The organism is Pseudomonas sp. NPDC007930 (assembly GCF_042958985.1).
Lineage (GTDB): Bacteria > Pseudomonadota > Gammaproteobacteria > Pseudomonadales > Pseudomonadaceae > Aquipseudomonas.
The window spans coordinates 118,327-141,064 of sequence record NZ_JBIBKC010000003.1; the positions used below are offsets into that span (position 1 = coordinate 118,327).

The window sequence follows — 22,738 nt, forward strand, 5'->3', positions numbered from 1 at the left end:
TGATAGGTGATACATGGCAGGCGCAAAAGAGATACGCAGTAAGATTGCGAGCGTAAAAAGCACGCAAAAAATTACCAGCGCCATGGAAAAAGTGGCCGTCAGCAAAATGCGCAAAGCTCAAATGCGCATGGCTGCCAGCCGCCCGTACGCGGAACGCATCCGCCAGGTGATCGGTCATCTGGCCAACGCCAACCCCGAGTACCGCCACCCGTTCATGATCGAGCGCGCCGTCAAGCGTGCCGGCTATATCGTGGTGAGCAGTGACCGTGGCCTGTGCGGTGGCTTGAATACCAACCTGTTCAAGGCCCTGGTCAAGGACATGGCCGCCAACCGCGAAAAGGGCGTTGAAATCGACCTGTGCGTGGTGGGTAGCAAGGGTGCCGCGTTCTTCCGTAGCTTCGGTGGCAACGTGGTCGCCGCGATCAGCCACCTGGGTGAAGAGCCTTCGATCAACGACCTGATCGGTAGCGTCAAGGTCATGCTCGATGCTTACCTGGAAGGCCGTATCGACCAGTTGTCGGTGGTCTCGAACAAGTTCGTGAACACCATGGTGCAGAAGCCCACGGTCGAACAGCTCGTGCCCTTGGTCGCCACCCCGGATCAAGAACTCAAGCACCACTGGGACTACCTCTACGAACCCGACGCCAAGGAGCTGCTCGACGGCTTGATGGTGCGTTACGTGGAGTCGCAGGTGTATCAGGCGGTGGTTGAGAACAACGCAGCCGAACAAGCGGCGCGGATGATCGCTATGAAGAACGCCACGGATAACGCCGGTTCGTTGATCAAAGAATTGCAATTGATCTACAACAAGGCCCGTCAGGCTGCGATCACCCAGGAGATCTCGGAAATCGTCGGCGGCGCTGCCGCGGTTTAACGGTTCAAATATTCAGAGGATCCAGCTATGAGTAGCGGACGTATCGTTCAAATCATCGGCGCCGTTATCGACGTGGAATTCCCACGTGACAGCGTTCCGAGCATCTACAACGCCTTGAAAGTACAAGGCGCTGAAACCACCCTGGAAGTTCAGCAGCAGCTGGGCGACGGCGTGGTGCGTACCATTGCGATGGGTTCGACCGAAGGCCTGAAACGCGGCCTCGACGTTGTCGACACCAATGCGGCCATCTCGGTACCGGTCGGTAAAGCGACCCTGGGCCGTATCATGGACGTGCTGGGCAACCCGATCGACGAAGCTGGCCCGATCGACACCGAAGAGCGCTGGGGCATTCACCGCGCCGCGCCTTCCTTCGCGGACCAGGCAGGCGGCAACGACCTGCTGGAAACCGGCATCAAGGTTATCGACCTGGTTTGCCCGTTCGCCAAGGGCGGTAAAGTCGGCCTGTTCGGCGGCGCCGGCGTCGGCAAGACCGTTAACATGATGGAACTGATCCGTAACATCGCCATCGAGCACAGCGGTTATTCCGTGTTCGCCGGTGTGGGTGAGCGTACTCGTGAGGGTAACGACTTCTACCACGAGATGAAGGACTCCAACGTTCTCGACAAGGTCGCCCTTGTTTACGGCCAGATGAACGAGCCACCAGGGAACCGCCTGCGCGTTGCGCTGACCGGCCTGACCATGGCCGAGAAATTCCGTGACGAAGGTAACGACGTACTGCTGTTCGTCGACAACATCTACCGTTACACCCTGGCCGGTACCGAAGTGTCCGCACTGCTGGGCCGTATGCCATCGGCGGTGGGTTACCAGCCGACCCTGGCTGAAGAGATGGGCGTGCTGCAAGAGCGCATCACTTCGACCAAGGAAGGCTCGATCACCTCGATCCAGGCGGTCTACGTACCGGCGGACGACCTGACCGACCCGTCGCCAGCGACCACCTTCGCCCACTTGGACGCCACCGTGGTTCTGTCCCGTGACATCGCCTCGCTGGGTATCTACCCGGCGGTCGACCCACTGGACTCCACCTCGCGCCAGCTGGACCCGAACGTGATCGGCCAGGAGCACTACGAGACCGCCCGTGGCGTTCAGTACGTGCTGCAGCGCTACAAAGAGCTGAAAGACATCATCGCCATCCTGGGTATGGACGAACTGTCCGAGCAGGACAAGCAACTGGTATCTCGCGCTCGTAAGATCCAGCGTTTCCTGTCTCAGCCGTTCTTCGTGGCGGAAGTCTTCACCGGTGCACCGGGCAAATACGTTTCGCTCAAAGACACCATCGCAGGCTTCAAAGGCATCCTCAACGGTGACTTCGATCACATGCCAGAACAAGCGTTCTACATGGTCGGCAGCATCGACGAAGCGATCGAGAAGGCCAAGAAACTGTAATCCTGGCGCCCGTTCGCGGGCGCCCCTCAGGTTGAGGCAAACAGATGGCTATGACTGTCCATTGCGATATCGTCAGCGCGGAAGGGGAAATCTTCTCCGGCCTGGTCGAGATGGTGATTGCGCACGGTAACCTGGGTGACCTGGGTATTTCCCCAGGCCACGCACCGTTGCTCACCGATCTGAAGCCGGGCCCGATCCGCGTGATCAAGCAGGGTGGTGAAGCCGAGGTGTACTACATCTCCGGTGGTTTCCTCGAAGTCCAGCCGAACATGGTGAAGGTCTTGGCCGACACCGTGCAACGCGCCGCCGACCTCGATGAGGCGTCTGCTCAAGAGGCTGTGAAAGCCGCTGAGAAGGCCCTGAACGAGAAAGGCGCCGACTTCGACTACAGCGCTGCATCCGCGCGCTTGGCCGAAGCCGCTGCTCAGCTTCGCACCATTCAGCAGATCCGCAAGAAATTCGGCGGCTGATCCTCTTACGGATCTTCGTTGAGTCAAAAGGGTAGCTTCGGCTACCCTTTTTTCTTTTCCGGCGCGCGCACGCCGCGCCCCTGATCGGTACTCGATTCCATGTCTCTTGATATCGTCATTCTCGCCGCCGGCCAAGGCACCCGCATGCGTTCGGCGCTGCCCAAAGTGTTGCACCCCGTGGCTGGCCGCAGCATGCTCGGCCATGTTATCCACAGCGCCCAGCAACTCGCGCCTGTGGGTATCCATGTGGTGGTCGGCCACGGCGCTGACCAGGTTCGCCAACAGGCCGAGGGGCCGGGCATCGGCTTTGCCCTGCAGGCCCAACAACTTGGCACCGGCCACGCGGTGGCGCAGGCGCTGGCGGCACTCACCGCTGACACCGTGCTGATCCTCTACGGCGACGTGCCGCTGATTCAGGTCGGCACGCTGCAGCGCCTGCTGGCGCGGGTGGCCGCCAACCGCATCGGCTTGTTGACGGTGGAGTTGGCCAACCCCACCGGCTATGGGCGGATCATCCGCAATGCTGAAGGCGTGGTGCAGGCGATCGTCGAGCAAAAAGACGCGACGCCTGAACAGTTGGCGATTCGTGAAGGCAATACAGGCATTCTCGCCGTGCCGCGTGCGCACTTGGCCAAGTGGCTGGGGCAGTTGTCGAACCACAACGCCCAGGGCGAGTACTACCTGACTGACATCATCGCCATGGCCGTGGCCGATGGCGTTGAGGTGGCCACCGAGCAGCCCGAGGGCACCGCTGAAGTGCAGGGCGCCAACGACCGCCGGCAACTGGCGGACCTGGAGCGCGCCTACCAGCAACGGGAAGCCGAGCGCCTGATGGCCGCGGGCGTGACCCTGCGCGACCCGGCCCGGTTCGACGTGCGCGGCGAAGTCAGCGTCGGCCGCGACGTGTTGATCGACATCAACGTGATCCTCGAGGGCCAGGTGGTGATCGAGGATGACGTACAGATCGGCCCGAATTGTGTGATCAAGGACAGCACCCTGAAGCGCGGTGCGGTGATCAAAGCCAACAGCCATCTCGAGGGCGCGGTAGTGGGCGAGGGCGCTGACGCCGGCCCATTCGCGCGGCTGCGCCCCGGCAGCGAACTGGGCGCTGGCGCCCATGTGGGTAACTTCGTCGAACTGAAGAACGCGCGGCTGGGCGAAGGCGCCAAGGCCGGCCACCTCAGCTACCTGGGCGATGCCGATGTCGGCGCGCGCAGCAACATTGGCGCGGGCACCATCACCTGCAACTACGACGGCGCCAACAAGCACCGCACAGTCATGGGCGAAGACGTGTTCGTCGGTTCCAACAGCGCCCTGGTGGCGCCGGTGGTACTGGGCGCGGGTGCCACCACCGCCGCCGGCTCGACCATCACTCAGGATGTGCCCGCAGGCCAACTGGGCGTGGCGCGCGGCCGCCAGCGCAACGTCGACGGCTGGAAGCGCCCAGTGAAAGCGCCTAAGCCCTGACGCAGTGCCCCTCGCCCGGCACGGCCGGCCTGCCACGGGCCGGCTTTGTTGGGCGAATTGCCCTCCACCGCTTGACGTATCCCCGCCAATAGGTTTTGATTCGATTCATTAATTTTCGAACCGAAACTTAACGATGTCGAAACGGAATACACCACAACGTCGCCACAAGATTCTCGAACGCCTCGCCGAGGCGGGCGAGGTCAGCGTGGACGAACTGGCCCAAGCCTTTCAGACTTCCGAAGTGACCATCCGCAAGGACCTCGCCGCGCTGGAAAGCAGCGGCCTGCTGTTGCGCCGCTATGGCGGGGCGGTGCCGGTGCCACGGGAGATGATCGAAGAAGCGCCGAGTAAGATCTCGGCCTACAAGCAAGCCATCGCCCGAGCGGCGGTGGCGCGCCTGCGCGAGCACGCGCGGATCATCATTGACAGCGGTAGCACTACCGCCGCGATGATCCCCGAACTGGGCCGCCAGCCCGGCCTGGTGGTGATGACCAACTCCCTGCAGGTGGCCACCGCGCTGACCGAGTTGGAGCACGAACCCATGTTGCTGATGACCGGCGGCACCTGGGACCCACACTCTGAATCCTTCCAGGGGCAGGTGGCCGAGCAGGTGCTGCGCTCCTACGATTTCGACCAACTGTACATTGGCGCCGACGGCATCGACCTGGCCCGGGGTACCACCACTTTCAATGAATTGCTGGGCCTCTCCAGGGTGATGGCTGAGGTGGCGCGGGAAGTGATCGTGATGGTCGAAGCCGACAAGGTGGGCCGCAAAATCCCCAATCTGGAGCTGCCCTGGAGCAGCGTCCATGTACTCATTACCGATGATCGCCTGGCGCCCGAGGCCCGCGATCAGATTCGTGCGCTGGGCGTTACGCTCATTTGCGCAGCCGTGACTCAGGAGAATTGACCATGTGTGGAATCGTGGGCGCTATCGCCGAACGTAACGTCGTTGCCGTACTGATCGAAGGCCTCAAGCGCCTGGAATACCGCGGCTATGACAGCGCTGGCGTGGCGCTGCTGACCCGTGAAGGCCAGTTGGAGCGCTGCCGTAGCGTGGGCAAGGTCAGCGAGCTGGCCGCCTCCCTGGCGGCAAACCCGCTCAACGGCCAACTGGGCATCGCCCACACCCGCTGGGCCACCCATGGCGCGCCCACTGAAGGCAACGCCCACCCGCACTTTTCCGCCGGTGAAATCGCCGTGGTGCACAACGGTATCATCGAGAACCACGAACCGTTGCGCGCCGAGCTGCAGGGCCTGGGTTATGTGTTCACCTCGCAAACCGATACCGAAGTGATCGCCCACCTGCTGCACCACAAGCTGAAACAACACGCCACCCTTGCCGCCGCATTGAAAGCCACCGTGCGCCAGCTGCACGGTGCTTATGGCCTGGCCGCGATTCGCTTGAGCGAGCCCGATCGCCTGGTCGCCGCGCGCAGCGGCAGCCCACTGGTGGTCGGCCTGGGCCTGGGCGAAAACTTCCTTGCCTCTGACCAGCTGGCCCTGCGCCAGGTGACTGACCGCTTCATGTACCTGGAAGAAGGCGACATCGCCGAGATCACCCGTGACACGGTGCAGATCTGGGACCACGAAGGCCAGCCGGTGCAGCGCGAGGTAGTGCGCTATCACGAAGGCGCGGAAGCGGCGGACAAAGGCGAGTACCGCCACTTCATGCTCAAGGAAATTCACGAGCAGCCGGCGGTGGTGCAACGCACCCTCGAAGGCCGCCTGGGCCAGCAGCAGGTGTTGGTGCCTTCGTTCGGGCCCCAGGCCGCCGAGCTGTTCGCCAAGGTGCGCAATGTGCAGATCGTGGCCTGCGGCACCAGTTACCACGCCGGCATGGTTGCTCGCTACTGGCTCGAGGGCTTGGCGGGCATCCCCTGCCAGGTCGAGGTGGCCTCGGAGTTTCGCTACCGCAAGGTGGTGGTGCAGCCCGATACGCTGTTCGTGACCATCTCCCAGTCGGGGGAAACCGCCGACACCCTGGCCGCGCTGCGCAACGCCAAAAGCCTCGGCTACCTCGGTAGCCTGGCCATCTGCAACGTGGGCATCAGCTCGTTGGTGCGTGAATCCGACCTGACCCTGCTGACCCAGGCCGGCCCGGAGATTGGCGTGGCCTCCACCAAGGCCTTCACCACTCAGCTGGTGGCGCTGATGCTCCTCACCCTAGGCATCGGCCAGGTACGCGGTACCCTGGCCGATGGCCTGGAAGCGGAACTGGTGGAAGAGCTGCGGCGCCTGCCGGTACGCCTGGGCGAAGCCCTGGCGATGGACACCACCGTGGAACAAGTCGCGCAGCTGTTCGCCGAGAAGCACCACACCCTGTTCCTCGGGCGCGGCGCGCAGTTCCCGGTGGCCATGGAAGGTGCGCTCAAGCTCAAGGAAATCTCCTACATCCATGCTGAGGCCTACCCAGCGGGAGAACTGAAGCACGGCCCGCTCGCCTTGGTCGACGCCGACATGCCGGTGGTCACCGTGGCGCCCAACAACGCCCTGTTGGAAAAGCTCAAGTCGAACCTGCAGGAAGTGCGCGCCCGCGGCGGCGAACTGGTGGTGTTCGCCGACGCCGAAGCCCAGCTCAGCGACGGCGAGGGCACCACGGTGGTGGCCATGCCGCACATTCACGACGCTTTGGCGCCGGTGCTGTATACCTTGCCGCTGCAGCTGCTGAGTTACTACGTGGCGGTGCTCAAGGGCACTGACGTCGACCAGCCGCGCAACCTGGCGAAGTCGGTGACCGTGGAGTAACCCAGCGGGGGCGTGTTATGCCCCCGGTTCACCCAGCAACGTGTTGTACGGGTAGATCTCACTAGGGTGGAAGGCAATCCGCCGGCCAATCACCGTGACTACCTGGCCGTCACTGTGAATGCGCAACCGTTTGCCGCTGCGGAATACCAGCGTGTGGAGTATTTCGTCGTCCTCCTGGCAGATGCTGTGCTCGGTGATTTCCAGCAGGTTCAGCAGCCCGACCTGGGCACTGGGCGTATTGATCGACAGGCAGCTCTCGATGGCCATGTCACCATGGCCAGAGGGCGGGGCAGGAAAGAGGCTGTGTTTACGCATCGGGGGTCACCTGTGAAAGAGAAGCTGGATTAAACCCCCGTAGCCGGCCGGTGGATGCCAGACGATTCTGCATCCCTTGTAGGAAAAGCCCTCATCTTTTAAGCCCAGCCTACAGAATCGGCGAAATCAACCGCGCCACGCGCATACCCAGCCGCTGCAAGCGGTGGGTCGACTCGCTGTCTTGCGCGGTGATCTCGCGCGCCTGGGCAAAGTCCGCTTCCAGCATGGCCTCGACGTCCTGGGCAAAGGCCTCGTCGACGGTCAGCAGCATGACTTCGAAGTTGAGGCGGAACGAACGGTTGTCCATGTTGGCGCTGCCGATCGCGCTGATGGCGCTATCCACCAATACCACCTTCTGGTGGAGGAACCCTGGTGTGTAGCGGAACACCCGGACGCCCGCGCGCACGGCTTCGAAGGCGTACAGGCTGGAAGCCGCGTAGACGATCTTGTGGTCGGGCCGGGACGGCAACAGGATGCGCACCTCGACCCCGCGCAATACCGCCAGGCGCAGCGCGGCAAGCACGGCTTCATCAGGTATGAAATACGGGCTGGTGATCCACACCCGCTGCTGGGCGCTGTGGATAGCTTCGAGGAAGAACAGCGCGCAGGTTTCGTTCGGGTCCGCAGGGCCGGTGGCCAGCAATTGGCAGAGCACGCCGTCGTCTGGGTACTCTTCGGGCAGCAGCAACGGTGGCAGCTTGCGCGCGGCCCAGTACCAGTCTTCCGCGAACGATTCCTGCAGGTTGGCCACCACTGGCCCGACAATCCAGATATGCGTATCACGCCAAGGTGAAAGCCGCGGGTCGTCCCCCAGGTATTCATCGCCGACGTTGTGGCCGCCGATAAAGCCCTTTTCACCGTCGACCACCACGATCTTGCGGTGGTTACGGAAGTTGACCTGAAAGCGGTTGATCAGCCCCTTGCGTGTGGCAAACGCCTTCACGTGCACGCCGGCGCGTTCCAGGGCACCGGTGTAGCTTTGCGGCAGCGCGTGGCTGCCGACGCGGTCATACAGTACGTAGACGTCTACCCCTTCGGCGGCCTTTTCCATCAGGCAGGCCTGCAGGCGGCGGCCGATCAGGTCGTCATGGATGATGAAGAACTGCACCAGCACCACCTTGCGCGCGGCGCGGATGGCGCTGAGGATTTCGTTGAAGGTAGCCTCGCCGTTCACCAACAGCCCGACCTTGTTGTTGGCCAGGCACGGCATGCGCCCCAGCTTGCGCATCGCCCGCAGCGCACCGTAAGACGCCGAAGCCTTGGCGGCAATCGCCTCCTCGACCCAGGGGCGCCAGTTGAGGTCGGCAATCGCCGTGTGCATTTCCCGGTTCGCTTGGCGCCGGGCGCGGATGTACGCCTCGAACGAACTGCTGCCGAAAATCAGGTAAGGGATCAGCGTGAGGTAAGGCACGAACAGCAATGACATGCCCCAGGCGATCGCGCCTTGTGAGGTGCGTACATTGAACAGTGCGTGGATGGCGGCACCAAAGCCCAACAGGTGGATGAACCCGAGCACGTAGCCGAAAAACAGGGGGCTGTGATAATCCATATCTTCCTAAGCGGTCAGCAGCATTCATGTGCTTGGACCATAGCGGTGTTAAGGAGTGGCATCCAGTGCCAGGCGCAACGTATCGTAACGGATTCTGTCAAAGCGCTTGATGACCACCTGGAGGCACCTTAATGCGCTCGTCTGCCACGTTTTTATCCCTTCTATTGCTGGCGCCCATTGCCCATGGCCAGATGCTGCAACCGGGCCTGTGGGAGCTGACCACCAGCAACATGCAGGTCGAAGGCCAGCAAATGCCAGACATGCAATTCATGCTGGGGCAGTTGAAGAACCTCGCGCCGGAGCAGCGTGCGATGATGGAGCAGACCTTGGCCAACCAGGGCATCACCTTGGGCGGCAATGGCATCCGATCCTGCCTGACCCCCGAGCAGGTGAAAAGCAACGACATCCCCCTGCAAGACCCGAAATCCGGCTGTACCCAGCAGATTACCGAGCGCAACGGCAATGTATGGAAATTCCGCTTCAGCTGCCCGAAAGCGCAAGGCGCCGGTGAGGCGCGTTTCCTCAGCGACCGGGAGTTCACCACCACGGTGGCCGGGACCTTCAACGCGTCGGGCACCACCCAGCGTGGCAGCATGAACACCCGTGCCGTGTGGCTAGGGGCAAACTGCGGCACGGTGAAACCACGCAGCTGATGTTCCACGTGAAACAAACAATAGTGTTATAACATAACATTATTGCTATGATGCTCGCCCCGTGTTCCTGATTCGAGGGCTGAGCTATGTCAGACCAACGTTTGCCCGTGACTGTGTTGTCGGGCTTCCTCGGCGCCGGCAAAACGACGCTGCTTAACCACATCCTGCGTAACCGTGAAGGCCTGCGGGTCGCCCTGATCGTCAATGACATGAGCCAGATCAACATTGACGGCCAGGGCGTGCAGCAAGGGGTGACGCTGAACCGCGCCGAAGAAAAGCTCGTGGAAATGAGCAACGGCTGCATCTGCTGCACCCTGCGCGAAGACTTGCTGCTCGAAGTGGCGCGCTTGGCCGACGAAGGCCGCTTTGACTACCTGATCATCGAGTCGACCGGGATTTCCGAGCCGATGCCGGTGGCCGAAACCTTTACCTTCCGCGATGAACTGGGCCGCAGCCTGGCTGACCGCGCGCGGCTGGACACGCTGGTCACCGTGGTGGATGCGCTCAACTTCATGAAGGACTACGAAGCCGCCGAGGCGCTCAACGATGCCTCCAGCGAAAGCCTGGGCGAGGAAGACGAGCGTAGCGTCAGTGACCTGTTGATTGAACAGGTGGAGTTCGCCGATGTGATCGTGCTGAACAAGATCGACCTGGTCAGCAGCAGCGAGCGCGAGGCGTTGCTGGCGGTGCTGCGGCGCTTGAACGCCCACGCCCAGGTGGTGCCCGCGGTGATGGGCCAGGTGCCGCTCGAGCGAGTGCTGGCCACCGGCTTGTTCGATTTTGAGCGGGCCTCGCAGGCCCCGGGTTGGTTGCAGGTGATGCGCGGCGAGCACAGCAGCGAAAGCGATGAGTATGGAATTTCATCCACAACCTACCAGGCGCGGCGGCCGTTTCATCCACAGCGGTTTTTTGAGTTTCTCAACCGGCCGTGGGCCCACGGCAAACTGCTGCGTTCCAAGGGCTACTTCTGGGTGGCCAGCCGGATGAAAGAAGCCGGTAGTTGGTCCCAGGCCGGGGGCACCGGGCAGTTTGGCGGGGCGGGGCACTGGTGGCGCTATGTGCCGGCCCAGCACTGGCCTGTGGATAAAGAAGAGCGCCAAGCCATCGCGCAGAAGTGGGATGAACAGGTTGGCGATTGCCGGCAGGAACTGGTGTTCATCGGCCAGCACCTGGATGTGGATAAACTCCACAGCGCGTTGGATGAATGCCTGCTCAGCGACGAAGAATGGGCGCGCCCGGCGGCAAGCTGGCAGGCCGAGGCCGACCCGTTCGGGGCCTGGCACTGATCACGGCTGTTTTATCCACACCCCTTGGCTTTTTTGCTCGCAAAAGGGCTGCAGAAAGCGCTGGTCGCTGGCCACCCCGTAATAGTGGATGTCTTGCCGGTACGGCATGTTATCCACATGGGCGTTGCTGCACACGCCGAAAGCCCCGGTGGGGCAGTGCTCGGCGTAGGCGACAGTGACTTTCTGCCCTTTCAGGGTGGGCTGGCAGAAGCCATTGCTGAACAACTCGTTGGGGATGTTGCGGTTTTCCTGGCAGACCTTCACGTCCAGCCGGTCTGCCGTGCTGTGGACAATACAGGCCTGGGCCCAGCATGATGTGCTGAACAGCGCCAGCCAGATGATCGACAACCCCTTCATTGTTCGCGATACCTCTCTTGAACGAAAAACTGACCCACATCACCACGCACTTGATCGCCGGGCCGTTGGGTGCCGGCAAAACCAGCCTGGTGCGGCACTTGCTGGGGCAACGCCCCGCTGGCGAGCGCTGGGCGGTGCTGGTCAACGAGTTTGGCCAGGTAGGCTTGGACGCTGCCCTGATGGCCACGGCCGATGATGGTATCGCAATTGGCGAAGTGGCTGGCGGTTGCGTGTGTTGCGTCAACGGCGCGCCGTTTCAGGTAGGGCTGGCGCGCCTGCTGCGCAAGGCGCGGCCGCAGCGCTTGTTCATCGAAGCTTCGGGGCTTGGGCACCCGCTGCCACTGCTGAAGCAGCTGCGCTCGCCGCCCTGGGAAGGGGTGTTGCAGGTGCAACCGCTGCTGATGGTGGCCGAAGCCACCGCGCCGGTGGGCCTGCACCCGGCGCTGGAGGAGGCCTACGCCGCGGCTGGCTTGATAGTTATCAACAAGGCGGGCAGTGCGCACCCGGCGCAGCTGCAGGCGCTGCTCGAGCATTGGCAGGGCAGGGCGGTGCGGGCTGTGGATTTCGGCCAGTTGCCATTGGCAGCGGTACCGGTGGCAATGGCGCCGCTTGTGGATAAAACCTCTGCGCTGCCGCCAACCCTTGAGTGGCCGGCTGCCGTACCCCAGGCCGCCAGCGTGGTCGCCGGTGAGCAGGGCGAGCATTGGTCTATCGGCTGGCGCTGGCCCGCAGCCACGCGCTTTGACCTTCAAGCGCTGGCTGCTGAGCTGGCGCGCTGGCCATGGCTGCGGGCCAAAGCGGTTATCCACACCTCGGCGGGTTTTATGGCGCTGAACGCGAAGTTACCCACAGAGGTGATCTGGAACCCCTCGCAGTGGTCGCGGGATAGCCGGCTGGAGCTGATCTTCGCCACGGCGCAGCCGCGTGAGGCACTGGAGGCGGCGGTAGCGGCAGCGAGGGTGTAGGGCCCTTAGGGCTGGCGCTTTTTATGGTCCTGGCGCCACTGGCTGAGTTCGATGATCTCCGCCGTGGGTTGTTTCTTGATCTCGAACGGGTAGGGCGCGAGCTCGATCTGCGCCGAATGGGCGCCGAACTGGGTGATGGTGCCCGGGTGGCGTTGCTCGCCGGTCACGGTGAACTCGAAATTGTAGATGCGCGCCAGGCGCCGCGTGCCCTTGGCGTCGCGCACGAAGGCAAGGCGTTTGAACGCCACGGCCTCATCGAGCAGTTCCAGGTCAAGCTGCGCGCAGTGGGCCTTCACCCGCGCCAGGGCCTTTTCCCTCAAGCCATGGTTGTGCCAGAGCCAGGCGGCGCAGGTGGCGAACAGCATCAGCACCAACAGATTCTCGAGGGTCAACATCTAGGAATGCTCCAACAGGACGCGATCAGCTTACCTGTGACCCAGGCCTGTCGTACAGGTCGCTTTTGGCGCCATACTGGGCAACCTCAACGACTCTGCGCCAACCCGGATCCGCCCATGAAACGCACGCCACACCTGCTCGCCATTCAATCCCATGTCGTCTTCGGCCACGCCGGCAACAGCGCTGCGGCGTTTGCCGTGCAGCGGATGGGGGTTAACGTGTGGCCGCTCAATACCGTGCAGTTCTCCAACCACACTCAGTATGGCCATTGGACCGGGCAAGTGCTCGATTGTGAGCAAATTCCTTCGCTGGTCGCCGGGATCGCCGCGATCGGCGAGCTGGCCCAATGCGACGCGGTGCTCAGCGGCTACCTCGGCAGCGCGGCCCAGGGCGAGGCCATTCTTGAGGTGGTGCAGCGGGTCAAGGCCGCCAACCCCAAGGCGATCTACCTGTGCGACCCGGTCATGGGCCACCCGGAAAAAGGCTGCATCGTCGCCCCCGAGGTGTCGGCCTTCCTGCTCGAGGGCGCGCTGCCCAAGGCCGACGTGCTGTGCCCCAACCAGCTTGAGCTCAACACGTTTTGCGGGCGCCAGGCGCAAAGCCTGGAAGAATGCGTGAGCATGGCGCGCTCGCTGCTGGCCAAGGGCCCCTCAACCGTGCTGGTCAAGCACCTTTTCTACCCAGGCAAACGGGTAGAAGACTTCGAAATGCTGTTGGTCACGGCTGCCGGCGCCTGGTTGCTGCGCCGGCCGCTGCTGGCCTTCCCCAAGGCGCCGGTGGGCGTGGGCGACCTGACCTCAGGGTTGTTCCTGGCGCGGCTGTTGCTCGGCGATGGCCCGGTCCAGGCCATGGAGGCCGCCGGCGCGGCGGTGCACGAAGTGCTGCTGGAAACCCAGGCCTGCGCCAGCTACGAGCTGCAGCTGGTGCGGGCCCAAGACCGTATCGCGCACCCGCGCCAGCGTTTCCCGGCGCAGGCGCTTTAGGCGTTGCCGCCGGCGTCTTCGGCGCGCAGGTCCTGGTAGCGTTTTTCCAGTTCCTGGCGGATCAGCCGGCGCTGCTGGGCCTGGGCGAAGCGACGCTTGCCTTCGGCGCTGGTGGGCTGCAGGGCGGGCACGGCGGCCGGCTTGCGTTGGTCGTCGACCGCCACCATGGTGAAGAAGCAGCTGTTGGTATGGCGCACCGAGCGTTGCTGAATGTTTTCGGTCACCACCTTGATGCCGATTTCCATCGACGTGTTGCCGGTGTAGTTCACCGATGCCAGGAAGGTCACCAGTTCACCCACGTGGATCGGCTCGCGGAAGATCACCTGGTCGACCGACAGGGTGACCACATAACGCCCGGCATAGCGGCTGGCGCAGGCGTAGGCCACTTCATCGAGGTACTTCAGCAGCGTGCCGCCATGAACATTGCCAGAAAAGTTGGCCATGTCCGGGGTCATCAGCACGGTCATCGTTAACTGCGCGTTTCCAGGTTCCATAGTGTGCTCACGGTCAGTTTGATCAACGCGCTCTTGGTGGCGCTGCATAGGTTCTTCGTCCCATCCTGTTGAGCTTGACGCCGCCGGTGGGCGGGCCGTCACGGCCAGGCGTTCTGTTTCTGCATATTGCAGCGCGGCATTGTGGAAAACCGCGGTGCTATCTTGGCGTTTGTAACAGAACTTGTGGCGTAAAAGAGGAGTTTTCACCATGCATGCCATCGCATTTATCCAGGACCTGGCGGTGATCATGCTGGTGGCCGGTATCGTCACCGTGGTGTTTCACCGTTTGCGCCAGCCGGTGGTACTGGGGTACATCCTCTGCGGCTTCCTGATCGGCCCGCACACGCCGCCCTTCGGGCTGATCCACGATGAACAGACGATCAAGACCCTGGCCGAGCTGGGGGTGATCTTCCTGATGTTCTGCCTGGGGCTGGAGTTCAGCCTAGGCAAGTTGTTCAAAGTGGGTGCCACCGCCTTTATCGCGGCGTTTCTGGAAATCCTGTTGATGATCTGGCTGGGGTATGAAATCGGCCAGTGGTTTGGCTGGGGCACCATGGATTCGCTCTTCCTGGGGGCGATCCTGGCGATTTCCTCGACCACCATCATCGTCAAAGCCCTCAATGACCTGAACATGAAGCAGCAGCGCTTCGCCCAGCTGATTTTCGGCGTGCTGATCGTCGAAGACATCCTCGGCATCGGCATCATTGCGCTGCTGTCGGGGATCGCCGCCACTGGCACGGTCAGTTCGGCCGAGGTGGCGGCCACGGTCGGCAAGCTGGTGTTGTTCATGGTGGTTGCGCTGGTGATCGGCATTTTGCTGGTGCCGCGGATCCTCGCCTATGTGGCGCGCTTCGGCAGCAACGAGATGCTGCTGATCACCGTGCTGGGGCTGTGTTTCGGCTTTTGCCTGCTGGTGGCCAAGCTTGAATACAGCATGGTGCTGGGGGCCTTCCTGATTGGCGCGATCATGGCCGAATCCCGCGAGTTGGCGAAAATCGAGCGGCTGATCGAACCGATCCGCGACTTGTTCAGCGCGATTTTCTTCGTGGCGATCGGGCTGCTGATCCAGCCTGAAATCCTTGTGCAGTATGCCTGGCCGATCGCGGTGATCACCGCGGCGGTGGTGATCGGCAAGGTGGTGTCGTGCAGCCTGGGGGCGTTCGTGGCTGGCAACGACGGCCGTACCTCGTTGCGGGTGGGCATGGGGTTGTCTCAGATCGGCGAGTTTTCCTTCATCATCGCCGCGCTGGGCATCAGCCTGCAGGTGACCAGCGAGTTTCTCTACCCGGTGGCGGTGGCGGTCTCAGCGATAACCACGTTGCTGACCCCATACCTGATCCGCACCGCCGACCCACTCTCCCACGCTCTGGCGCGCTGCGTGCCGAGCCGCCTGGCGCGGGTGTTCGGGCTGTATGGCGAATGGCTGCGCAACCTGCAGCCGCAGGGCGAGAAGGCCCAATTGGCGGCCATGCTGCGCAAAATCCTTATGCAGGTGGGGGTCAACCTGGCGCTGGTGATCGCCTTGTTCCTGGCTGGCGGGTACTTCGCCCCCACCTTGGCCAGCTATACCGCAACCTGGGTGAGTGACGACACCGGCCACAAGGCGCTGATTTGCGCGGTGGCCCTGTTGCTGGCGCTGCCCTTCTTGATTGCCGCCTACCGCAAGATCAAGGCCCTGGCGATGCTGCTGGCGGAGGTGAGCGTGCGCAGCGAATTTGCCGGCCGCCACACCCAGCGCGCCCGCCGGGCGATCGCCGAGGTGATCCCGCTGATGGCGCTGGGGTTGTTGTTCGTGCTGCTGGCGGGGTTGTCGGCGAGCATCCTGCCCACCGCCGAGATGATGGCGGCGATCGCTGCCGTGGCGGTGGTGGTGGCCGCGGTGCTATGGCGCTGGATGATCCGCCTGCACACGCGGATGCAGGTTGCGCTGCTCGATACCCTCAGCAGCCGCGAACCCGAGCACCACGGCTAAGGCTCAGGACTCCAGCCACACATCGCGGGCCCAGGTCCACACGCTGTCCCAGCTCTCTTCGGTGACGATCTCGTCGTCGGCGTCCCACAGCACCACGGTGCCGTCTTCTTCCACGGCGTAGTAGTTACTGCCGTCTTGGCAGAGCGGCACCAGCTCGCGGGGCATGCCGGCGTCCCAGGCGTTGGCGGCGACTTCCGGCAGGTAGGTGTGGGAGTTGGGGTCGGTGACCGTGACCGGCTCGAGGCTCCCGTAGATTACGTCGCTGACGGTCAGCAGGAATGCCTTCATGTCATCGGGGATGTGGATCAGGATCTGCTCCTGAATCTCGACCAGCACGTCTTCGTCTGGCAGCTCCAGAGGCACCGGTACCGGTTCATTGGCTTCTCTTAGCTGTTCGATCACGTCTTCCACAGGATTTGTCCTTCATGTGTTGGCCCAGGCTACTACCAGTGCCTGGCGTAGAGCATGCCGGGCACCGATTCCTCTTGCGATAGTAGAGCAAATTCCACAAAGCAAAACCCCGGGGCAAGCCCGGGGTTCGCTTTGGTCAGCGTTTTGCGCTGAGCGGTACTGCCAGTGATCAGCCGTTCTGGCGGATACCCGCGATCAGCCAAGGCTGGTTCTCGCCTTCGGCGCGTTCCATGTTCCAGCTTTCGCTGAAGGCTTCGCCCTGGTCGAAGCGCGTGTCTTTCGACACACCGGAGAAGGTCAGGGTGGCCACGGTTTTGCCGCCATGTTCTTCAACGCCGTCGAGCTGTACCTGCAGGTTGTCGATGTAGGTCGACTGGTAGCCTTCGCCCAATGCGGCGCGCTCCTGCTTGAGGCCCTGCAGCAGGGTGGGGGTCACGAACTCGGCGATTTTGTCCATTTCGTTGGCATCCCAATGCTGTTGCAGTGCATTGAAGTGCTCGCGGGCGGCGCCGAGGAAGGATTGCTCGTTGAACCACGCCGGGGCCTTGGCCGTTGGGTTGTAGGCCGGCGCGGCCGAGCCGCCGAAGATGCTGGCCGCCGGGGCGCTGGCAGCTTCACGCTGGAACGGCACCGGGCCGGCGGAGGTGGCCATGTGCGGCGCCTGCTGCTGGCGGCGGCGAGCGGCGATGAAACGGAACACCATGAAGGCGATCAGGGCGACGATCAGGAAGTCGAAGAACTGGAAGCCCTCGAAGCCATCACCCATGAACATGGAGGCCAGCAGGCCACCCGCGGCGATACCCGCCAGTGGGCCGAGCCAACGCGAGGCACCGCTGGCCGGGCGCGCGGCGGCTGCCGCGGCAGCACCGGCGGCGGGGGCCGCGGCGGAAGCGGAAGGCGCGACGTCGCGGGTTTGGTGAGTCGGGGCGGCGCCCATGCTCTTGCCGCCGCCAAAACGTTTGGCAGCCGAGGCATCGATGCTCAGGGTGAGGCCGATGCACAGCGCCATGGCAATGCTAAGAAAACGTTTCATTGGTGTTCCCACGGTTGTACGGATAAACGCCATGTTGCACAGGGCGTAGGCTGCTGACCAGCCGTAGATTGTTTCTGACTTTTACGGAAATGTCCTACAGGGGCCCTCGGTGGCCCCCGGGTCAACCTTCCAGGGGCACCAGCTTGGCGTAACCGAGCATCAGCCACTTGCTGCCCTCTTCGAAGTTCACCTGCACCCGTGCCTGCGCGCCGGAGCCTTCGAAGTTCATGATGATGCCTTCGCCGAACACCGCATGCTGCACCCGCTGGCCGAGGTTGAACTCGGTCTGTGGAATGCTCGCATTGGCGAACAGGCTGGCCGTGTTGCCTGCACTCTGGCCATACGGCCGGCTCACGCTGTTCGACAGGCGCACTTCGCGCAGCAACTGCGCCGGCACTTCGCGCACGAAGCGCGACACCTTGTTATAGGTTTCGCTGCCGTACAGGCGCCGGGTTTCGGCGTAGGTCAGCACCAGGTGCTGCATGGCGCGGGTGATGCCCACATAGGCCAGGCGGCGTTCTTCTTCCAGGCGGCCAGGCTCTTCCATGCTCATTTTGTGGGGGAACAGCCCCTCTTCCATACCCACCAGGAATACGTAGGGGAACTCCAGGCCCTTGGCGCTGTGCAGGGTCATCAGCTGGATGCTGTCTTCGTGCTCGTCGGCCTGGGTGTCGCCGGCCTCCAGCGAAGCGTGGCCGAGGAAGGCCGCCAGCAGCGTCTGGTCGTCTTCGGGTTCTTCGTTCTCGAACGCCCGCGCGGCGCTGACCAGTTCCTCGAGGTTCTCTACCCGCGCCTGCCCCTTTTCGCCTTTTTCCGCTTCGTGGTATTCGATCAAGCCGGATTGCGCGATGGCTGCCTGGGTCATCTTGTGCAGGGGCAGGTCCTGGGTTTTGGCCGCGAGTTCTTCGATCAGGTCGATGAAGGCCCCCAGCGCGGTGGCGGCGCGGCCCTTGCCGCTGGCGGCCAGCTCGCTCATCGCCTGCCACATCGACACCCCAGCGGCGCGGGCGCGCTCGCGCAGGGTTTCGACGGTTTTCTCGCCGATGCCGCGAGGCGGCACGTTGATCACCCGCTCCAGCGCCGCGTCGTTGCCGCGGCCGTCGAGCAGGCGCAGGTAGGCCATGGCGTTCTTGATCTCGGCGCGCTCGAAGAAGCGCTGGCCACCGTAGATGCGGTACGGAATGCGCTCGCGCAGCAGGGCTTCTTCAAGCACCCGCGATTGCGCGTTGGAACGGTACAGGATGGCGATTTCCCGGCGGGCGAGGCCGGTTTTCAGCGCGCTTTCGATGGTTTCGACCACATAGCGTGCTTCGTCGTGTTCGTTGTAGGCCGCATACAGCAGCAACGGCTCGCCTTCGCCCACATCGCTCCACAACTGTTTGCCCAGGCGCCCGCTGTTGTTGGCGATCACGGCGTTGGCGGCGTTGAGGATCATCCCGGTGGAGCGGTAGTTCTGCTCCAGGCGGATCAGCTCGGCGTCGGGGAAGTCAGTGGAGTATTGCTGGATGTTCTCGATGCGCGCGCCGCGCCAGCCGTAGATGGACTGGTCGTCGTCGCCCACCACCATCAGGCTGGCGCCACCGCGCGCCAGCAGTTGCAGCCAGGCGTACTGCACGGCGTTGGTGTCCTGGAACTCGTCGACCAGAACATGCTGGAAGCGCCGCTGGTAATGCGCAAGCAGGCTCGGGTGGTCGCGCCAGAGGTCCAGCGCGCGCAGCAGCAGCTCGGAGAAGTCGATCACCCCGGCGCGCTCGCAGGCCTGTTCGTAGGCCTCGTAGATCGAGCGCATGGTGGTCAGGAACAGGTCGCCGTTGGGCTGCAGGTTCTGCGGGCGCAGGCCTTCGTCCTTCTGCCCGTTGATGAACCACTGCGCCTGGCGCGCCGGCCATTTGTTGTCGTCCAGGCCCAGTTCACGGATCACCCGCTTGACCAGCCGCTGCTGGTCGTCGCTGTCGAGGATCTGGAAGTTCTGCGCCAGCCGCGCTTCCTGCCAGTGCGCCCGCAACAGGCGGTGCGCCAGGCCGTGGAAGGTGCCTACCCACATGCCTGCCGGGCTCACGCCGATCAATTGCTCGATGCGCTGGCGCATCTCGCTGGCGGCCTTGTTGGTGAAGGTCACCGATAGGATCGAGTGCGGCGAAGCGCCTTCGACCTGCATCAGCCAGGCGATGCGGTGCACCAGCACACGGGTTTTACCGGAACCGGCGCCGGCGAGGACCAACTGGCGCCCACGCGAAGCGGCGACCGCCTGGCGTTGGGCATCGTTGAGTGAATTGAGCAGTAGGGAGACGTCATCGTGCATCGGCGCATTCTAGGGTGCGCGGGCGGCGGCGGCAAACCCGGCCTGCGCCCGGGCGCGCCAGCAGACGATCGGATCCGACCTTGGCGTTCGTCGCCGTGCAATCTTGTGTATGCTGCGTGCCTCAAGGCCAAACAACAAGAAACACGCCTATGACGAACATTTCCGCCGCGGCAACGGCGCTGGCGGGGCTGCGCGAGCACTTTGCCGCGCAGCTGGCTGCCGAACGAACACGCCTGTTGTACCAGGGCTCATTATTGCCCACCCTGCTGATGCTGCTGGTGGGCCTGTTGGTGTCCGCGGTGCTCTGGCAGCCGGGTAACCACCTGGCCATCAGCGGCTGGCTGATCTGGCTGATGCTGCTGATCGCCCTGCGGGTGATCCTCGTCGCCGCTTTCGAAGCCGCTTTACCCCTCGACCAGGCCGCCTCGCGCTGGCGCCAACGGTTTTTGCTGGGCGCCGGCGCCAGCGGCATGACCCTCGGCGCCGCGGCCATCGCCCTGGCGCCGGTGGATAACTTCATCCAGCAGGCCTGGGTATACGGCCTGCTCGGCGCCGCGGCGCTGTCGGCGAGCATCGCCTATGCGGTGAGCATCAGCGCCTTTCTCACCTTCGTCTTGCCCTGCCTGGGCCCGCCCATCCTTTATTTACTGCTGGAAGGCAACCCGCACCAGCGTGGCTGGGGCTGGCTGGGCCTGATGCTGTTCGGTTCGCTGTGCCTGGTGGCCTGGCAGGTGCACCGGTTGATCGAACGCGGGCTGTTGCGGCGCTTCCAGAACCAGGCGCTGATCGAGTCGTTGCAGCAGGAGCAGGTGGTGATTTCGCGCCTGAACCAAGAGCTTGAAGTTGAAGTGCAACGGCGCAGCGAAGCCGAAGCTGGCCTGCGCCAGGCCCATGGCACCCTCGAGCAGCGCGTGCGTGAGCGTGGGCAGGCCTTGGATGAAGCCCTGCAGGCCCTGGGTAAAAGCCAGGCGCGCCTGGAACTGGCGCTGGAGGCCAGCGAGCTGGGCCTGTGGGACTGGAACCTGCGCACCGACGAAGTTCACCACACCGGCCTTGAGCGGTTGTTCGGGCTGCCGCCTGGCGAGGCGGCACGGGTGCTCGAGCACCTGCGCCCGCGGTTGCACCCTGAAGACCTGCCCGCCCTCAAGCATGCCTTGACCGAGCACATGAAGGGCCGCAGCGAGGCGTACCGGGTGGAGTACCGCATCCGCCACGCCCTGGGCCACTGGGTGTGGGTCGAAGACCGCGGCCGAGCCGTGGAGCGAACGCCGGGCGGGCGGGTGATCCGCATGCTCGGTACCCGCCGCGACATCAGCGCGCGCAAGCGCCAGGAAGAACAACAAACCCTCGCCGCCAGCGTGTTCGGCGCGATCAGCGAAGGGATTGCCATTCTCGAGCCCGACTTCCGCGTGCTGGCAATCAACCAAGCCTTTACCCGCATTACCGGGCATGCCCAGCAGGCCTGCCAGGGCCAGTTGTTCCACGCCCTGGCCTGTTGCCGCGATGCCCAGCGCCATTGGCCGCAGATCGTCGAGGCGATCGAGCAACGCGGCAGTTGGCAGGGCGAGTTGGTCGAGGCCCGCAACGGCGCTGAGCTGTACCCGCAATGGCTGCAGCTGTCGGCGGTGCACGGCGAGCGCGGCGAGGTGCAGAAGGTGATCGCGTTCATCTCCGACCTTTCTTCCCGCCGCGCCTCCGAGCAGCGCCTGTACTACCTGACCCACCACGATGAGCTCACCGGGCTGGGCAACCGCGGGTTGTTCCGCCAACGTTTGCTCGAGGCCAGCCAAGCGCTGCGCAGTGGCAGCCAAAGCCTGGCGCTGCTGCACATCGACCTCGACCGCTTCAAGCTGCTCAACGAAAGCCTTGGCCACGACCGCGCCGACAGCGTGCTGCAGGCCATGGGCCGGCGCTTGCTGGCGGCGCTGCCGCAGGCGCACAGCATCGCCCGGCTGGGCGGCGATGAGTTCGTAGTGCTGTTCGACGCCTACAACCACCTGTCGAGCCTGATCGCCGTGACCACCCGGCTGCTCGACAAACTGCGCGCGCCGCTGGCCGTGGAGGGCCGCGAGCTGACCCTCAGCGCCTCGATCGGCATTAGCCTGTACCCGGAAAACACCCGTGACCTGGAAGAGCTGATCGTGCAGGCTGACCTCGCCAAACAGGAAGCCAAACGTTTGGGTGGCGATAACGTGCAGTTTTTCACACAAAGTTTGCAAGCCGAGCCGCACCAGCGGCTGGTGCTCGAGCAGCAACTGCGCAAGGCCATCGACAAAGGCGAGCTGGAGGTGCACTACCAGCCGCGCATCCGCCTGGCCGACGGCCAGGTGACCGGCGCCGAAGCCCTGGTACGCTGGCGCCACCCCGAGCGCGGGCTGATTCTGCCCGGGGAATTCATCGCCCTGGCCGAGGCGACCGGGTTGATCTTGCCCATTGGTGATTTCGTGCTGCGCCAAGCCTGCGCGGAGGTGGCGCGGATCCGCCGCGCAGGCCAGGGTGGCTTCCGCATGGCGGTGAACCTGTCGAGCCAGCAGTTGCGCCACGGCAAGCTCGCCAGTGGCGTGCGCCAGGCGCTGGAGGCCGCCGGCACCGTGGCCGATGCGTTGGAGCTCGAGCTTACCGAAAGCCAGTGGTTGCAGTTCACCGAGGGCACCCGGGCGACCTTCGAGCAGCTCAAGGCGATGGGCGTGCGCCTGGCCATCGATGACTTCGGCACCGGCTATTCTTCGCTCAGTTACCTGAAGCTGCTACCGGTGGATTGCGTGAAAATCGACCAGGTGTTCATCCGCGGCCTGGGCCAGGCGGGTAGCGCCGACGAGGCCATCGTGCGGGCAGTGATCGAACTGGCCCATGGGCTGGGCCTGGAGGTAGTGGCCGAAGGCGTCGAGACCCCGGCGCAGTGCGAACGCTTGCGGCAACTGCATTGCGATGAGGTGCAAGGCTACCTGTTCAGCCGGCCGGTGCCCGCGCCAGCCCTGGCTTCGCTGCTGGCCGAAGGGTGCCAGCCGGTTTAACTGGGCCTGGCAACAGGCATGTAGTATAACTACAAGAACCTGGCC

At 63.7% G+C, this 22,738-nt stretch carries 20 protein-coding genes; 12 read left to right on the top strand and 8 right to left on the bottom strand.

The genetic code is table 11. The features are described from left to right. Window positions 1-13 precede the first annotated feature (13 nt). The 6 genes from atpG (at window position 14) to glmS (ending at window position 6,963) form a co-directional block, all read left to right on the top strand. Window positions 14-874: a F0F1 ATP synthase subunit gamma gene (gene atpG / locus ACFZCE_RS07990; protein WP_390937754.1), complete on the top strand. Its 861-nt coding sequence runs from the start codon at window positions 14-16 to the stop codon at window positions 872-874. Between the two features lie 27 nt (window positions 875-901). Then, entirely contained in the window at window positions 902-2,278 is a 1,377-nt protein-coding gene (gene atpD, locus ACFZCE_RS07995; RefSeq protein WP_390937756.1) for a F0F1 ATP synthase subunit beta, read from the top strand. A 44-nt stretch (window positions 2,279-2,322) separates the two neighbouring features. Further along, entirely contained in the window at window positions 2,323-2,748 is a 426-nt protein-coding gene (locus ACFZCE_RS08000; protein ID WP_390937758.1) for a F0F1 ATP synthase subunit epsilon, read from the top strand. Window positions 2,749-2,847: 99 nt separating this feature from the next. Beyond that, entirely contained in the window at window positions 2,848-4,215 is a 1,368-nt protein-coding gene (gene glmU / locus ACFZCE_RS08005) for a bifunctional UDP-N-acetylglucosamine diphosphorylase/glucosamine-1-phosphate N-acetyltransferase GlmU (RefSeq protein ID WP_390937760.1), read from the top strand. 133 nt (window positions 4,216-4,348) lie between these two features. Continuing rightward, entirely contained in the window at window positions 4,349-5,125 is a 777-nt protein-coding gene (locus ACFZCE_RS08010) for a DeoR family transcriptional regulator (RefSeq protein ID WP_390937762.1), read from the top strand. 2 nt (window positions 5,126-5,127) lie between these two features. Then, window positions 5,128-6,963, top strand: a complete 1,836-nt coding sequence (glmS, locus tag ACFZCE_RS08015; protein WP_390937764.1) for a glutamine--fructose-6-phosphate transaminase (isomerizing) — start codon at window positions 5,128-5,130, stop codon at window positions 6,961-6,963. Window positions 6,964-6,978: 15 nt separating this feature from the next. Here glmS and ACFZCE_RS08020 read toward each other — a convergent pair whose 3' ends face one another. After that, complete coding sequence (locus tag ACFZCE_RS08020; RefSeq protein WP_390937766.1) at window positions 6,979-7,230, bottom strand: hypothetical protein; 252 nt, start codon at window positions 7,228-7,230, stop codon at window positions 6,979-6,981. A gap of 157 nt (window positions 7,231-7,387) precedes the next feature. Further along, window positions 7,388-8,827 carry a cardiolipin synthase gene (gene cls / locus ACFZCE_RS08025; RefSeq protein ID WP_390937768.1) on the bottom strand — a complete coding sequence of 480 codons (1,440 nt, stop codon included), beginning with the start codon at window positions 8,825-8,827 and terminating at the stop codon, window positions 7,388-7,390. Between the two features lie 131 nt (window positions 8,828-8,958). Here cls and ACFZCE_RS08030 point away from each other — a divergent pair, with 131 nt between their 5' ends. Both ACFZCE_RS08030 and zigA read left to right on the top strand, forming a co-directional pair. Then, the gene (locus ACFZCE_RS08030) at window positions 8,959-9,480 is read left to right on the top strand and encodes a DUF3617 family protein (RefSeq protein WP_390937770.1); all 522 of its coding nucleotides are present in this window, start codon (window positions 8,959-8,961) and stop codon (window positions 9,478-9,480) included. An 86-nt stretch (window positions 9,481-9,566) separates the two neighbouring features. Continuing rightward, a complete protein-coding gene (gene zigA / locus ACFZCE_RS08035) occupies window positions 9,567-10,766 on the top strand; it encodes a zinc metallochaperone GTPase ZigA (protein WP_390937771.1) in 1,200 nt (399 codons plus the stop codon). Here the strand turns inward: zigA and ACFZCE_RS08040 are convergent, their stop codons facing one another. Continuing rightward, window positions 10,767-11,123: an NADH:ubiquinone oxidoreductase gene (locus ACFZCE_RS08040; protein ID WP_390937773.1), complete on the bottom strand. Its 357-nt coding sequence runs from the start codon at window positions 11,121-11,123 to the stop codon at window positions 10,767-10,769. A 17-nt stretch (window positions 11,124-11,140) separates the two neighbouring features. On the opposite strand from ACFZCE_RS08040, the gene ACFZCE_RS08045 reads away from it, so the two are divergent. Next, window positions 11,141-12,088 (top strand): GTP-binding protein, encoded by a 948-nt coding sequence (locus ACFZCE_RS08045; protein WP_390937775.1) that lies wholly within the window; start codon window positions 11,141-11,143, stop codon window positions 12,086-12,088. A gap of 5 nt (window positions 12,089-12,093) precedes the next feature. On the opposite strand, the gene ACFZCE_RS08050 is transcribed toward ACFZCE_RS08045, so the two are convergent. After that, entirely contained in the window at window positions 12,094-12,483 is a 390-nt protein-coding gene (locus tag ACFZCE_RS08050; protein ID WP_390937777.1) for a DUF3301 domain-containing protein, read from the bottom strand. Window positions 12,484-12,600: 117 nt separating this feature from the next. Here ACFZCE_RS08050 and pdxY point away from each other — a divergent pair, with 117 nt between their 5' ends. Further along, window positions 12,601-13,467, top strand: coding sequence for a pyridoxal kinase PdxY (gene pdxY, locus ACFZCE_RS08055; RefSeq protein WP_390937779.1), 867 nt, complete (start codon window positions 12,601-12,603; stop codon window positions 13,465-13,467). On the opposite strand, the gene ACFZCE_RS08060 is transcribed toward pdxY, so the two are convergent. After that, window positions 13,464-13,961: a hotdog domain-containing protein gene (locus ACFZCE_RS08060; RefSeq protein WP_390937781.1), complete on the bottom strand. Its 498-nt coding sequence runs from the start codon at window positions 13,959-13,961 to the stop codon at window positions 13,464-13,466. The genes pdxY and ACFZCE_RS08060 overlap by 4 nt on opposite strands. 208 nt (window positions 13,962-14,169) lie before the next feature. Here ACFZCE_RS08060 and ACFZCE_RS08065 point away from each other — a divergent pair, with 208 nt between their 5' ends. Further along, entirely contained in the window at window positions 14,170-15,933 is a 1,764-nt protein-coding gene (locus ACFZCE_RS08065; RefSeq protein WP_390937783.1) for a cation:proton antiporter, read from the top strand. A 3-nt stretch (window positions 15,934-15,936) separates the two neighbouring features. On the opposite strand, the gene ACFZCE_RS08070 is transcribed toward ACFZCE_RS08065, so the two are convergent. The 3 genes from ACFZCE_RS08070 to uvrD all read right to left on the bottom strand — a co-directional run bounded on the left by ACFZCE_RS08070 (window position 15,937) and on the right by uvrD (window position 19,679). Next, entirely contained in the window at window positions 15,937-16,344 is a 408-nt protein-coding gene (locus tag ACFZCE_RS08070) for an SMI1/KNR4 family protein (protein WP_390937785.1), read from the bottom strand. Between the two features lie 169 nt (window positions 16,345-16,513). Beyond that, complete coding sequence (locus ACFZCE_RS08075; protein ID WP_390937787.1) at window positions 16,514-17,377, bottom strand: TIM44-like domain-containing protein; 864 nt, start codon at window positions 17,375-17,377, stop codon at window positions 16,514-16,516. Between the two features lie 121 nt (window positions 17,378-17,498). Further along, window positions 17,499-19,679, bottom strand: a complete 2,181-nt coding sequence (uvrD, locus tag ACFZCE_RS08080; protein WP_390937789.1) for a DNA helicase II — start codon at window positions 19,677-19,679, stop codon at window positions 17,499-17,501. A 149-nt stretch (window positions 19,680-19,828) separates the two neighbouring features. On the opposite strand from uvrD, the gene ACFZCE_RS08085 reads away from it, so the two are divergent. Beyond that, complete coding sequence (locus tag ACFZCE_RS08085; RefSeq protein ID WP_390937791.1) at window positions 19,829-22,693, top strand: EAL domain-containing protein; 2,865 nt, start codon at window positions 19,829-19,831, stop codon at window positions 22,691-22,693. Window positions 22,694-22,738 lie beyond the last annotated feature (45 nt).